The organism is Parabacteroides leei (assembly GCF_023369805.1).
Classification (GTDB): domain Bacteria; phylum Bacteroidota; class Bacteroidia; order Bacteroidales; family Tannerellaceae; genus Parabacteroides; species Parabacteroides leei.
On sequence record NZ_JAMBQG010000008.1, the window covers coordinates 76,995 to 91,498 of the forward strand.

Consider the following 14,504-nt stretch of genomic DNA (forward strand, 5'->3'; position numbering starts at 1 on the left):
ATCTTCCTGATTGTGTATCGTCCTTGTATCTAGAATGTGAACCTATTTTACTATCGTCAAGCGGGCAAACTTCAATAATAATTGTTTTTGTCCAAAGTGAGTGAATGCCACCGTTGCCTTTGCATTGCCTCCATCTCCCTCGATAGCTATAACCTCGCCTTCACCGAAACGATCGTGCCGAACCTTAGCCCCGACAGATAAACCGGAAAGGTCGGATGAAGGTGCTGCAGACGTGGTAGGAGCCGAAGTTGCTGTTTCTACCTTTGTAAGACGTTGACGTTGCGCGGCCTGGGCAATAGGAGAAACAAAAGAGGGCTCCTCTTTTTCCACTGCCCGTGGTTGCTGGAAAGGAGATGCAAATGCCGGACGCTGAAACCGTTCGCGGGCCGCAGCAAAAGTATCTGACGACGTATCTGTCGGAAGTTCCAGGAATTGGACATCGATATCTTTCAGGAAACGGCTGGGGGAACACATGGCACTCTGTCCGTTCCGAAAACGGCTCTTGGCATAGGTCAGGACGCAATTCTCTTCGGCACGGGTAATTGCAACATAAAACAACCGGCGCTCCTCCTCTACTGCACGAGGATTATCTTTCGCCATTTGCGAAGGGAACAGATCTTCTTCCAGGCCTACCACAAAAACATTTCTGAACTCCAATCCTTTGGCTGCATGAACAGTCATCATAGTGACTTTATTAGCTTGTTCATCTTTATCGTTATCCTGATCCGTCAACAGGGAAACTTCAGAAAGGAAATCTGCCAGGGACACTTGCTCTATTCCTTCTTCGCGACGGAGTTCACAAAACTCTGCAATACCTTTCAGTAACTCTTGTAAGTTTTCCTGTTTACTGATCCCTTCCACCGAACGATCCTGAAAAAGTGTACTGACAATTCCGCTCTCCTTGACTACCATAGCAGCCATTTCTTCGGCAGACAAACGAGTATTCTGTTCAATGAACCGTTCGATCATTTCGCGGAAATCACTTAATCTTTTGGCTGTACCGCTATTGATCTGCAAACTGTAATCGATGGGAGCATTCAATACTGTCCAGAGGCTGACATTATTTTCTGTAGCAGCACTAACCAATTTGCCGACAGTCGTATCACCGATACCACGTGAAGGATAATTGATAACCCGCTTAAAAGCTTCTTCATCATGCGGATTAACGATCAGACGCAGATAAGAGATAATATCTTTTACCTCTTTACGCTGATAGAAAGACAGACCGCCATATATTTTATAAGGTATTCCTCTTTTGCGAAGCGCCTCTTCCAGAATACGTGATTGGGCATTTGTCCGGTACAGGATGGCAAATTCAGAATAATCATAATCCTTGCGCATCCGCATTTCATTGATCATAGCAGCCACAGCGTATCCTTCTTCATAATCCGAATAGGAAGAAGAAACACGGACTTTATTTCCCTGTTCTTTCTCCGAATACACATTCTTGAATATCTGTTCTTTATTTTTATGAATTAGGCTGTTCGCCGCATTCACAATATTCTGCGTAGAACGATAATTACGTTCCAGTTTAAAGATACGGCAACCCGGATATTGATTTTTGAATTGCAGGATATTATCGATATTGGCTCCACGGAAAGAGTAGATACTCTGTGCATCATCTCCCACCACACAAATACGGCGGTGTTGCTCACAAAGCTTCTGGACGATCAAATGTTGGGCAAAATTGGTATCCTGATACTCGTCGACCAATACGAACTGAAAAAAGCTACGGTATTTATCCAATACCTGCGGATGATCGCGGAACAGGATATTCGTTTGAAGCAACAAATCGTCGAAATCCATCGCTCCTGCCTGCAGGCAACGATTCTGATAACGTTTATATATTTCACGCAACAAAGGGACTTTCGAATCTATATCATGTTGCATCAACTCCTTGGACTGTTCGTAAGCCTTCCAGGTAACCAACGCATTCTTAGCATTCGAAATACGGCTTTGTATCATTCCGATACGATATACTTTATCGTCCAACTGCATCTCTTTGATAATTGCCTTCAATAAACTTTTCGAATCGGCAGCATCGTAAATCGTGAAATTGGAAGGATAACCGATATGTTCTGCTTCATAGCGAAGAATACGTGAAAAGATCGAGTGGAACGTTCCCATCCACAACCGGCGTGCCGTCTGGTCACCGGTTATCCTGGCAATACGTTCTTTCATTTCACGTGCCGCTTTATTGGTAAAAGTAAGTGCCAGAATACTTTGAGGTGGCAACCCCAAATGTGCCAGATAAGCAATCTTATAAGTAAGTACTCTTGTCTTACCGGAACCGGCGCCGGCAATCACCAGCGACGGGCCCTCGTTATATATAACAGCTTCGCGCTGACTATCATTCAGTTGATCCAGATATTTTTCCACGTACCTTCTCTTTTTAGGAATACAAAGGTACTAATTTTTATTTATCCGAATCTTACAATAAATTCTTATCTTCGGGCGTTAATAAAAGAAAAACGATGAACACACGGTTAGCAGCAAATCTATCGGTTATTTTTACAGCCTGCATGCTTGTACTATCATTCAGTTTCGGCTTTCACAATTATTCGGAAACACAGAAAGCAATCGTTTCGGATCTGAACCAGGCATTGCAACAGACCATTATGCAAAATTCTGAACAATGGATGAATCAGGATACACTCAAGACTTATTCACGCTTGTCTGCCCTTTTCGGAAATCCGGTTTCTATCGAGAGTTATAATAAAGATTTTGCCGAAGCATTGAAGTTTGAACAACTGAAAGAGAAAAGCGGTATTATCGTTCACGTAAAAAATAAAAAAGCGACGGATAAATCTATCGCATACGTAACTCTTGAAAAAGATCAGACACAGAATTACCTGGAAAGCGATACCGTTATCTGGCTGAGCGCTAATTTAAATTTCCCCGAAGCACCACAGGAAGAATTAGGAATTTCTTTTCAAGGATATATCAATTATTCGACTAAGGATATTCTGGCACTTACAGACAAACGGATTCCTTTAGTACTACTGATAGCTGCTATCTTATCCGGAGCCCTTTCTATCTTTTTATTTCGTCGCAGAAGCACAAGTCTGCCACAAGAAGAGAAAACTCTGGTTTTCGGTAATCTTACATTTTCTTGTCACCATGCCTGCTTCTATAAAGAAGACCGGGAGAAATTGAAACTTACTCCGCAACAATATAAGATCATGGAAATGTTTTTCCTTTCCTCCTCTCATATCCTGCCCAGAGCAGATATCTGTGATACGCTATGGCCGGGTAAAAACAATGCCGACGAAACGCTGAACACTTTGATCCGCCGCCTGCGTCCGTTGGTGGAGGATAACAGCAATCTAAAAATAACGACCGACAGAGGAAGAGCTTATCAGTTGGAAATAAAAGAAAGCCTTGCGGTATAAAAGTTATTCATTTTATATTTATGAAACACATACGTATTATTCTTTTCGTTCTTTGCAGCTTCTGTTGCATTACACCGTAGGAAGTTGCCCGTTTATTAGAAATTCTGCTTACCCGGCTATTATTCAAAGATGAATATCAGGAATTGCTGTATTTATCAAAGATTCGAATGAGAGGTTAATATCCGAAACGTTCAGCCGCCTTTTCCATCTGTTCGATGATGGCAACTCCGAAAGGACAATTCGTTTCACATTGTCCGCAAGCGATACACTCAGAGGCATGATGCGTAAGAACCTTATAATGTTCCCGTACCGTTTCCGGTATATCATTTTGTGCGATGGTCAGATTGTAATATTTATTGACACTGGCTACGTCTATCCCGACAGAACATGGAGCACAATGACCACAATACATGCAATGCCCCTGCCAGCTGAATTTTTCCATTCCTGCCATAACCGACGCATAATCTTTCTCTACTTTTGTAGCACTGCACCAATTTACTGCAGCCTGTATCTCTTCCTTATTTTTACATCCGATCATCACCGCAGCGACACCGGGACGCGTCAGGGCATATTCAATACATTGCACAGGGGTCATAGCTATTCCGAATGGAGAATTTATTTCACTTAATAAGTCTCCCCCGCCATACACTTTCATAACATCTATTCCTACGCCTCTCTGTTCGCATAACTCATAGAGTTTTTCCCGGTCGGGATCTATATTATGCAAAGCATGGGCATAGTTTTGGTCAGCCCATAGATCCTCAATATCTTCACTGGCCGGTTGCATGTCATAACAAGGATTGATAGAAAAAAGCAGAACATCGATCAGACCGGTTTCTACGATTTTACGTGCTATCACAGGATTATGGCTACTCACTCCGAGATGACGTATCCGACCTTCTTTTTTCAATTGTAAAGCCAGTCGGATGACAGGGCCGTTGAACACTTCCTGGAAGTCCTGCTCGGCATCTATATAATGGATCATTCCGACATCCAGGTAATCCGTATTCAATTGTATCAACTGGTCGTTGAAAGAGGTCTTCGCTTTTTCCACATCACGGGTACGAAGGTATTGTCCGTCTTCCCAGGCCGTACACAAATGTCCCTGGATGATAAACTGTTCGCGACGACCAGTCAGCGCCTTGCCGATATTGCTCCGCAGATCCGGATTAGAACTATATATATCGATAAAATTAATGCCTTTATCGATGGCAAAATCTATTCCGTCACGAACCTGTTCTTCCGTCTGCCCCATAAAACCTTCGCATCCCAACGAGATAGCACTGACGGACAATCCTGTATTTCCCAATGATCTGTATTCCATAATCGCTCTAAATAAAAAATCTTTTCAAAGATATTAAACTATTATTCAATTAATTATTTTTCATGCTACAAAAGTAACTGGTCACAAAGAGATTCTTTGTAGACGAATTACAGGTAATATAACCCAAATTACAGATTATGTTCTCTCAAGTTCTCCGGAAAAGGTAACAATACATATAGATTTATTCGTATTTTTACAAGCGTACCAGGAAAACAAAAACAGTATGAATGAAAATCAACAACCGAAATGGCTCGAATGGGCGAAAGAATTGCAGTTCATTGCGCAAGCAGGATTAACTTATTCAAAAGATGCTTTTGATATTGAACGTTTTGAACGTATCAGGGAGATATCTGCCGAGATACTGAGTCTACAAAGTGGCTTGCCTTTAGAGAAAATAAAAAACTTATTCTGCAATGAAGAAGGTTTTCAAACGCCCAAACTCGACAGCAGGGCGGCTATCTTTAAAGACAACAAAATATTGCTGGTAAAAGAAAAGAACGGCACCTGGTCTTTGCCCGGTGGCTGGGTCGACGTAAACCAAACCATAAAAACAAATACAGTGAAGGAAGTAAAAGAAGAGGCCGGATTGGATGTCGAAACCATCCGGATAATAGCTGTACAGGATCGAAACCTCCACAACCTGCCTCCGTACGCCTATAATGTCTGTAAAGTTTTTGTCCTCTGTGAAGTAAAAGGCGGAGCTTTTCAGCCGAACATAGAAACAGTAGAAAGCGGATATTTCAATCTCGATGAAATTCCTCCGTTAGCAGAAGAAAAGAATAATAAAGAACAGGTAGAGATGTGTTTTGCAGCGTATCATGATAAAGATTGGGTGGTACAATTCGACTAAATCTTACCTGAAAACAACTCATATTATATGAAAACCAACTATCAAAGATTCTTATCGGGTGAATACTGTAACCGGCTTGATAAAGAAGTTTTGGATATGATTATCCGAAACAAAAGATTGCTTTCAAAATTTAATGCGACAGACATTTCCGATGTAGCAACTAGAACGGAACTCTTGCATGATATGTTCGGAAAAGTAGGTAAGCACGTTAGTGTAGATATTAATTTCCATTGTGAATGCGGGAAGCATATCTTTATTGGCGATAAAGTTGTTATCAATATGAACTGTACTTTTTTAGACGACAATATTATTACGATCGGAAATAATGTATTGATTGCTCCCAACGTACAATTATATACAGCAACACATCCGGTAGCCGCCAACGAAAGGTTTGTAGAAGACTGGGACGAAAGTTCTGGAGAACTCTTTTTCAGAACCAAAGCCCTTCCGATCACCATCGGCGATTATACCTGGATCGGTGGCGGCACAATCGTCCTGCCGGGTGTTACGATTGGAGACAATTGCGTTATCGGAGCCGGAAGCGTAGTCACCAAATCGATTCCGGCCAATAGTATTGCAGTAGGAAACCCATGTAAAGTTATTAAAGAATTGTAATACTCAATCTGCGACTATCCCCACCGTCACGAAACTCACAAAGATAAATACCCTGCCAAGTTCCCAGGTTCAGACGATGATTTTTTATCGGAATAGTTACGGACGAACCCAACAATGAGGCTTTGATGTGGGCAGACATATCGTCATCCCCTTCCAACGTATGGGTAAAGTAAGAAGTTCCGTCGGGTACCAACTTATTGAAAAAAGTATTGAAGTCGTGACGGACAGACGGATCTGCATTCTCATTCAAGGTAAGTGCGGCAGAAGTATGTTTGATAAATACAAACAACAGGCCGCTTTCCGGCAATTCGGGCAAGTGGGAAACAATATTCCGCGTAACTAAATGAAAGCCTCTGTTATAATGAGGTAATTGTATATCGAATGTTGTAGCCATTTTATTTCATGATTTTGTCCAAAAATAGTCCAAATTTATCCAATTGGCAAATATTGGATTAATATGATTCATTTTTAGACACTATTCTTATCGCCGTCATCTACTTTTACACAAAAAATAAATATGCTCAAAATATTTAAGATTATATTATTAATATGGATCTGCACAGTGTTTTTACTATCCTGTTCACGTTATCCCCAGAGAGTAGAAGAAGCCCTTTTATTATCTGGGGATAAAAAAGCAGAATGGGTGAATCTATTAGAATATTATAAGAATAATGATAACAAACTTAAATATGAAGCCGCATGTTTTTTAATAAGCAATATGCCCTATCACAAAAGTAAAACATCAATTAATCTATCCGGCAAATATGCAGAGTATTTTAATAGAGTCGATTCTTTATATAATTCAGACCCTTCGTTAGCATTAAACGATTCTTTAAAACATGAATTAAGCAGGCAGTTTGGATTGATCCCCCCTCCCTCAACTGAAATATCTAATACTACTGATATACAATCATTGTCAACTCATTTCATTAAGGATAATATTGAACAATCATTCTATCTATGGCAACATTCTCCATTATTAAAAAATATATCTTTTGAAGATTTTAAAGAATGGATTTTGCCATATCGTACTGTAGATGAGGTATTAACGTACAATAAACAGACATTATATTCAATTCTATATAGAAGAATATCAATAAATGGGATGGAGGATATCCGAAAACCCATTGAATGTTATAAAGGGTATATCCGAGAACAAAAGGAAATGAATAAATACATAAAATCAATGTATCATATCGGTTGTTTTGACTTATTTCTTCCTGCGTTTAAAATGGATTGTAGCAACTTGGCTGCAAGAACATGTAATTACTTCCGTGCATGCGGAATCCCTGTTGTATATGAATTCACTCCGCAATGGCCGGATAAAGACAGTAGGCATTATTGGTGTGCTTCTCCTGATAGTAGTAATAAACTCCTGCCATATACCCCTCCATATAATAATTTACAGGAAGATTGGTTATTAGATCTGAAATATGCAGGAAAAGTTTTTCAAATGACATTTGGCACAACAAAAGATTCTCCATACTTTCTTAAACAAAGAAATGAAATAGTACCTAAATATTTTAATATTCCAACAATAAAAGATGTAACAAATAGATATCATCTATGTTCTTCTGTTGAAATAAAACTTAATTACAAAACACTGAACAATTTGGCTTATTTATGCTTCTTTAACACCGGGAATAATCTATCAGCGGTTGCGTGGGGAAAAATAAATTATAGAAAAAATCTTGTTATATTTGAGAACATTCCATTAAATATGCTATTTTTCCCTTGTCTTATGAATGAGGAAGGTGAAATGTTCTCCATAGGAAATCCTTTCATGTTAAGAAAAGATAGTATATCAGGAGATATTAATAAAAAAGAAATAACATGCAACCAAAATCATCTGAATCAGATGCATTTATTGCGTAAATATCCATCCAAAAGACATTTAATAAAAAACCGAGAGAACTTAATCGGGGCACGATTGCTTGGCTCAAACAGTTTAACAAAGGCGTTTGATACTCTTTACATTATAAAAAATATTCCTGAGCCTTACTGGCAAGAATATCAAATAAGCAATTTTAGGAAGTATCGATATTACAAATTTGAGACTGATAACAAATCTGCTGTAAACATTGCGGAATTTGAATTTTTAGGAAGATCCGATAGAATACATAAACAATCTAAACCTACCTCATTACCTATATTCAGTTTAAATGATCAAAAGATACTAGAAAATAGTAATTTTGTTAAAATAGAAGGGATACCTCTAAAAGCCGGTCCACATTCTTATGATTTTAGCAAATATTTTTCGATAAAATAGGTGAATAAAATTCATCTCTTTTGATGACAGCGAACATTCTCGCCACAAGTTTACCCCGTAATGCATTGATGATGGACATTTTATTTTTACCTTCATCTACTTTACGTTCATAGTACGCTTTCAGTTCACCGCCTTTTCTATGTACTACAGCGACAGCAGCCATATGTAATAGTGTTTTGAGATATTTACAGGCTTTCTGTGATACTTTATTTTTTGAGTGCTGGCTACTTCCGGAAGTATAAGCAAACGGAGCAACACCGGCGTAACAACAAAATTGGCGTGGATTATCGAAGCGTGTAAAAGCTTCCGTCACAATTATCATATTCCGGGCCACTACAGGACCAACCCCATCAATAGAGGTCAATAGATCCATCTGCCGACTTAATACTTTGGTTGACTCTATGATACTGTTCATTTCTTCTTCTATTGTTTTTAGTACCTGTTCCAGGGACTTCATTAATATTTTAAATCTATCGGATTTGCTTTTGTATAATGCTTTAGGCATAAACTCCTTCTGATCTGTCAGCTGGGCTTTATATTTGGATAAGTCCACCAAGTATAATGTACGCTCTGCTTCCAACTGGTTTAACCTGGTTAATTCCTCAGACGGACGTTTATAATAAGTCGCCCGATCGTAAAAGCGGGAGGCATATAAGGCTATCCGTTTAGCATCTACTTTGTCATTTTTACCACGGGTTAGACCCGAACAATACTTTATCTGGGTTGGATTTTCTATCCATAATTTACAATCTACTGATTTACACGCGCAAATTAATGGGTATGTGTATTGACCAGTATGTTCCGCACAGATCAAAAAATTATCGTTTGTCATATTCAAATCCCGTTTTAATTCATTTATCAGCTTTATGATAGCTTGCTGATGATTACTAACTAGCTCCTCTGTTACTACTTTGGAACCACACATTACGCAGATATCCAACTTCTTTTTCGAAACATCTACACCGATAAAATAAAAGTTTTCCATATTTTTGTATTGGGAAAAAAGAGAGAAAGGAACTTGAACTTAGCCTAAAAGCCTTAACAAAAGGTGTTACATTCTTATATAGGTCTGGGTTCAGGATAGACAGAGAGTCCAAAAGTGAACATGAATCTTATTCCAACTTTTTACTGGTTCACTCTTTGTCTTCCTTTCTTTCAATGGTTTAACATTCTACAAATCTATCTTTTTTATCTTATCGAAATACTATGTGCCAAAACTAAGGCTATTTTTTAGAGCTTATGACAATAATCCTGAAACATTCGTGGAATCTCCTTATTTGGGAATGGACTTTACAGTCCCAATTTGTATTACCGGATTCAGAATGTTACCAAGGAATGCAATGAATGTAATAGAGCCGAAAGAACATTATCAATTATTATATTATAAATGTGGGGAATGGATCAAATTGTCTGATTACACATCTAAATATAACTATTTAGATATCGATTCTGTACCTGAAGGAACAATTTATTGGCTACGGAATTTAGATAAAGGGAAAGAAGAACTTCCGTTTTTTTATAAGAAGGGGAAACAAATATTTATCAATCAGTATATGTAACTGCCATGAAAGTATATAATATAAATGAGATCTTACCAGGAGTAATCATAATTAGTCTCACCGTTAATTCGATTGGAGGAGTTATTGATATTTCTTATTCTTCTATTTTATTCATAACAATCGTTTTTGCAATTATTGTAGGTATATCTTCCACATTATTGCTAATTAAGTCATATCTTAGTTTCACAGCTACTGATTTTGTCATAGCAATCATTACCATAGGCTATTTCTTCTCCCATCAACCGTTCGATAATTTATGGAATATGGCAAGCATCGCCTTATTTTTCATTTATTGGATGCTTCGGCTAACCGGTAAACTAAATTACTTCTTTCTTTATACTTCCATATTGATTTCTGATATTATTTTAATTATTACAGGTTATTTGCAATATATAGGATATATAACTTCAGATAGTTCTTTTTGCAAAATAACAGGCCCATACCAAAATAGTAGCATATATGCCGGAGTATTATGTCTATTAATGAGTGCAATAATTGCTTGGTGTTTATACCCTGGATACCGTCTGCGTTATCAAAAACTATATATTACATCTGTTATTCTTTTTATTTTAAGTATTCCACCATTATTAATAACAACATGCCGATCGGCATGGCTTGCTCTTTTATTGGTTTCCATTATTATGTATTGTACGCATTCTCCCCAAATAATAAAAAGAACTATGAAATGGTCATTATTTCATATAAAACTGGGGACTATAGGATTAGTCCTTTTAACAACGATCTTTATATATGGGTTATACATCTTGAAAAAAGATTCTGTCGACGGCAGACTACTTATTTGGAAAGTAACCCTACAAATGATTAAAGACAAACCTATTACAGGATTTGGGTCAGATGGTTTTATTTCTAACTATATGTTTTATCAGGCTTCTTATCTAAAGTCAAACGGGAGCGACCGGGAAAAATTCTTAGCGGGAAATAATCATATAGTTTATAATGAACCTTTAAGATTTACCGTAGAATATGGATTGCTTGGTTTATTATTGTATATTGGAATAGTTCATATGGTATTGAAAAAACAAAAAACAAATATTTCCATTTTATTAGCTCGTTCTGTATTGATGTCTGGAGTTATCTGGGGATTCTTTTCCTATCCTGGAAATGCATTTCCTGTTTTAGTTATTATTATGTTAGCCTTTTTAGTTACTATAATGAATAAAAAAAGAAAATATATCAAACATAAATCTTTAATAAATGTATTAAAAAGTATTCGGCTATTAAATCTTTCGATCAGCTGTATATTTTTAATATCAGGTATTTATATATATCACAATCATCATATTTTTTTTAATTCCCTCAAACTCATACATGAGAATAAAATAGAAAATTTTATATCTGAATGTTCAAAATTAGAAAGAATAATGAAAAACGAAACGTTTTTTTGGATGATTTATTGTAAGGCATTAGAAAGAGAGAAATATGATTGTCTATTGTTGGAAAAGATTACAAACTGGGAAAGACTCTATCCCTGTTCTGATGTTTATATAATGAAAGGAGATCTATTACAACGAATGCAGAAAAATGATCAAGCAGAGGATGCCTATTGGTTAGCACATTATATGGTACCATCAAGACAAAAAGCACGGAGCAGATTAGCCCTGCTATATAAAAAAGAAGGGCTAATGGATGATGCTTTAGTACTTGTTCATGATATACTTTCTGAAAAAGTGAAAATATATGGATTTGAAACATATGAAATACATCAGGATTTAAAACGGATTTTCGAAAATCAATTAAAATAAAGTATTAATATTTAAGTAGTAAAACATGAAAAAGAACACGAAGAGTCCCAGATGGCTACTAAGTACACTCATTCTTTCATGTATATTATGTTATTCCTGTTTAGAGGGGAGGACTGGCATAATAACAATGTGCAGGATGATAAAATGATCGTTGGCAACAACAAAGAATTAACACGATCCGCAGCCCAACAATGGTACGAAGAAAATAATTTGCCAGTAACAAATTTTCGCTCATCAGAAAACAGTAAGCAATTCTTGACTAAGCCAGACTGGGAATATGCCAAAGAAAGTAAAAAAGCTAAGTATGAAGTTGTTGAGACTCCGTTAATGGTCAACGGAGGTATTATGTTTATGGACGCTGACACGAAACAGAAGTTCAATTTGAAAACAGATGCTAAAAGAGTTCATAATATTGCTCGTATGGTAGTTATAAAAAATTTAAAAACTGGTGACATCTGCAATTTTATTATGATCTTTGTTGGAAAGTACGATTATTTAAAGTCTACCAGGACTGTAGGTAAAAATAGTTACTTACATAGAGAACCTGATTTTGATGGAGATGTATATTTTTACAAACCGGGTGAAGGATTCGTCAATGGCTGGAGATATGAAAAAGGGAAGTTAGTCGCCAAAATTTCTCCGGGATCAGAAGAGGGATTCCTTATTATCACTACCAAAGGTATGCATCAAGAATGTTATACCGATGTTACATGGGTGGAATACAATGACTGTTGGGGAGAACCTTCATATGATGAAGAATTTGGTTGGGGAGTAACTTCTACATGTCAAACTGTATCTTATCCGGAATATACCGAAGTATGTAATTGGGTAGATGATGGTTCTGATGGCGATTGGCCTCCGGGAGAAGGAGGCGGGGGAGGATATAATCCACCAACCAATCCGCCAGATATCCCTGCGGATAAAAAACCAATTGACTATATAAAACGTGACGATGATCATATGGCAAAAAAAAATCTTCCTACTACGATGAATAAACAGATCCTTTATACTTGCGTTACTGCTATAATGGAATATGCAAATAATAAGGTATACGGAGGGAATACGAATGAAGGCGTCTATTGGCAGTATTATCTAAATAAAACAGATAAGTGGGTACCAAGAGAAGGAGTAGATATTAACGACATCAATGATCTTGTTAATAAATACTTTATTGTTGATTCATTTACTGATTATAAAACGGCTATAGATAAAAGCGAAGTGGTAATGACAGATATACCTAGTAATATACCCAATTCTTCTCATAATGTACTAATTACTGGTTATCGGGCAGATGGGGATTTAATATACATGGATCCCGAAGATGGAAAAATGAAAGTTGTAAATGAGTCTTATTTGTCAAAACATTACAACATTGTTATTAAAGGAAATAAATAAATTAGAATATAGCATGAAGAATTACAAATTATTATTAAACTTAAGTAGTGTTTTAGCATGCCTATTTATATGCGTAGGTTCTATTTTTGCACAGTCAACAACAATAGAAATGTTAGGTAATGCTAAAGTATGGCGTGCACAATTTCCAGGAAAAGATAAAATAATATTTGAAATTAGTTTTTCTAAGACTGAATGGACTGATCAATTTACTTATGATGGAACAATTGCAAAAAGGAAATCTTATTTCTACTTATCAGATCAGCTTGTAAAAGAATTTGATCAAACTAAAGTTGGAACAAGTGATAATGGGAAGTATATCATCCAAAATTTGATTAATAGAAAATCAGGTGAAAAGACTCTTAAAGTTTATGAAATAGTGGAATTGACTTCCTCTGAAATGAAATTGAAAGATCTTTCAACCTACGATATTATTTTTTATAAGGCAATTTAAAACTGAAGTATTATTAGGAGAGGTATTTTCACCTCTCCTGCAATCCTTCCAGATAACGTTCCGGCGACAAACCGATACGTTGCATAAAACCGGCAAGGGCACTAAAGTTCAATTCTTCTTTTTCACTGTTGAGTAAAGTTACTTTACAGATAACATTCAGCGGCAAAGAAATGGGAACGAAAGGTCTCAGTTGCCCGTCCTCATACCGGTAACCGGCATCGACCGGACTACGAAGGAGCGCCAAACGCCATTCTTTTTCCGCTGCACACGACGGTTCCTTTACTTCCAGACAAGCATTACATAAAAGCGAGAAGAAATGGGAATCGGATGTAAAACCACTGTGTTCATCATCGAAAAAGAACTTATCGTATTCACGTTCCATCTGCGTAATAAAGTTATCGAGTACCTGTCTTTCATCGTATTTACAACGAACCAGGAACATGTTTTCGAAAAGGCAATATTCCGCCAGTTGCTCATAATCGAAAGACAAACGCAGGTAGGGTTGTTTAGCGGACTTTACCTTTTCCGGGAGCTCCGTTTCATTTTCATAGAAAGACAATTTATAAATATCCATTTCCGGTCCGATCAGCAGACGACGCTTCTCACGGAAAAAAGGAATAGCCTGTTTACTCTCTTCTGCCGGAATTCCTTTTTGTATTTCATACGCTTCTATCGCCTTCCGGAGTAGCGACAATCCATATTGATATTCTTCCAGAGGAACGGTATACAATAAATTATCAGCCTGTAAAATAAGTGCCGGTTCTCCGGTTGCCCCCATGCATCCTTCGACAAAGGAATGCAATGATATATAAGCATATAATTCCATTAAATTAATATTTTTTACGGGCAAAGATACACTATAATTCAGAGAATTACTACCTTTGTT

General features: G+C 37.1%; 12 protein-coding genes. 7 read left to right on the forward strand and 5 right to left on the reverse strand.

What is annotated here, in order from left to right:
• Nucleotides 1-42: 42 nt before the first annotated feature.
• On the reverse strand, nucleotides 43-2,379 hold the full coding sequence (locus M1P97_RS13120; protein WP_249389314.1) for an ATP-dependent helicase: 2,337 nt from the start codon (nucleotides 2,377-2,379) through the stop codon (nucleotides 43-45).
• Between the two features lie 95 nt (nucleotides 2,380-2,474).
• Here M1P97_RS13120 and M1P97_RS13125 point away from each other — a divergent pair, with 95 nt between their 5' ends.
• A complete protein-coding gene (locus M1P97_RS13125; protein ID WP_249389315.1) occupies nucleotides 2,475-3,392 on the forward strand; it encodes a helix-turn-helix domain-containing protein in 918 nt (305 codons plus the stop codon).
• A gap of 175 nt (nucleotides 3,393-3,567) precedes the next feature.
• Here the strand turns inward: M1P97_RS13125 and M1P97_RS13130 are convergent, their stop codons facing one another.
• Nucleotides 3,568-4,716: an aldo/keto reductase gene (locus tag M1P97_RS13130; RefSeq protein ID WP_249389316.1), complete on the reverse strand. Its 1,149-nt coding sequence runs from the start codon at nucleotides 4,714-4,716 to the stop codon at nucleotides 3,568-3,570.
• A gap of 223 nt (nucleotides 4,717-4,939) precedes the next feature.
• On the opposite strand from M1P97_RS13130, the gene M1P97_RS13135 reads away from it, so the two are divergent.
• Nucleotides 4,940-5,566 (forward strand): NUDIX hydrolase N-terminal domain-containing protein, encoded by a 627-nt coding sequence (locus M1P97_RS13135; RefSeq protein WP_249389317.1) that lies wholly within the window; start codon nucleotides 4,940-4,942, stop codon nucleotides 5,564-5,566.
• A gap of 27 nt (nucleotides 5,567-5,593) precedes the next feature.
• The gene (locus tag M1P97_RS13140) at nucleotides 5,594-6,181 is read left to right on the forward strand and encodes a sugar O-acetyltransferase (protein ID WP_249389318.1); all 588 of its coding nucleotides are present in this window, start codon (nucleotides 5,594-5,596) and stop codon (nucleotides 6,179-6,181) included.
• Here the strand turns inward: M1P97_RS13140 and M1P97_RS13145 are convergent.
• Complete coding sequence (locus tag M1P97_RS13145) at nucleotides 6,168-6,575, reverse strand: secondary thiamine-phosphate synthase enzyme YjbQ (RefSeq protein ID WP_249389319.1); 408 nt, start codon at nucleotides 6,573-6,575, stop codon at nucleotides 6,168-6,170. The two genes, M1P97_RS13140 and M1P97_RS13145, sit on opposite strands and share 14 nt — an antisense overlap.
• 123 nt (nucleotides 6,576-6,698) lie before the next feature.
• Between M1P97_RS13145 and M1P97_RS13150 the strand changes: the two genes are divergently transcribed.
• Nucleotides 6,699-8,450 (forward strand): hypothetical protein, encoded by a 1,752-nt coding sequence (locus M1P97_RS13150; RefSeq protein WP_249389320.1) that lies wholly within the window; start codon nucleotides 6,699-6,701, stop codon nucleotides 8,448-8,450.
• On the opposite strand, the gene M1P97_RS13155 is transcribed toward M1P97_RS13150, so the two are convergent.
• On the reverse strand, nucleotides 8,425-9,435 hold the full coding sequence (locus tag M1P97_RS13155) for an IS110 family RNA-guided transposase (protein ID WP_249389321.1): 1,011 nt from the start codon (nucleotides 9,433-9,435) through the stop codon (nucleotides 8,425-8,427). The genes M1P97_RS13150 and M1P97_RS13155 overlap by 26 nt on opposite strands.
• Nucleotides 9,436-10,014: 579 nt before the next feature.
• Here M1P97_RS13155 and M1P97_RS13160 point away from each other — a divergent pair.
• Genes M1P97_RS13160 through M1P97_RS13170 form a run of 3 tightly spaced genes read left to right on the forward strand, consistent with a single transcriptional unit; the run spans nucleotide 10,015 to nucleotide 13,618 of the window.
• Nucleotides 10,015-11,772 carry an O-antigen ligase family protein gene (locus tag M1P97_RS13160; protein WP_249389322.1) on the forward strand — a complete coding sequence of 586 codons (1,758 nt, stop codon included), beginning with the start codon at nucleotides 10,015-10,017 and terminating at the stop codon, nucleotides 11,770-11,772.
• A gap of 51 nt (nucleotides 11,773-11,823) precedes the next feature.
• Entirely contained in the window at nucleotides 11,824-13,167 is a 1,344-nt protein-coding gene (locus M1P97_RS13165; RefSeq protein ID WP_249389323.1) for a cysteine peptidase family C39 domain-containing protein, read from the forward strand.
• A gap of 13 nt (nucleotides 13,168-13,180) precedes the next feature.
• Nucleotides 13,181-13,618: a hypothetical protein gene (locus M1P97_RS13170; protein WP_249389324.1), complete on the forward strand. Its 438-nt coding sequence runs from the start codon at nucleotides 13,181-13,183 to the stop codon at nucleotides 13,616-13,618.
• A gap of 28 nt (nucleotides 13,619-13,646) precedes the next feature.
• Here M1P97_RS13170 and M1P97_RS13175 read toward each other — a convergent pair whose 3' ends face one another.
• Nucleotides 13,647-14,444: a hypothetical protein gene (locus M1P97_RS13175; protein ID WP_249389325.1), complete on the reverse strand. Its 798-nt coding sequence runs from the start codon at nucleotides 14,442-14,444 to the stop codon at nucleotides 13,647-13,649.
• Nucleotides 14,445-14,504 lie beyond the last annotated feature (60 nt).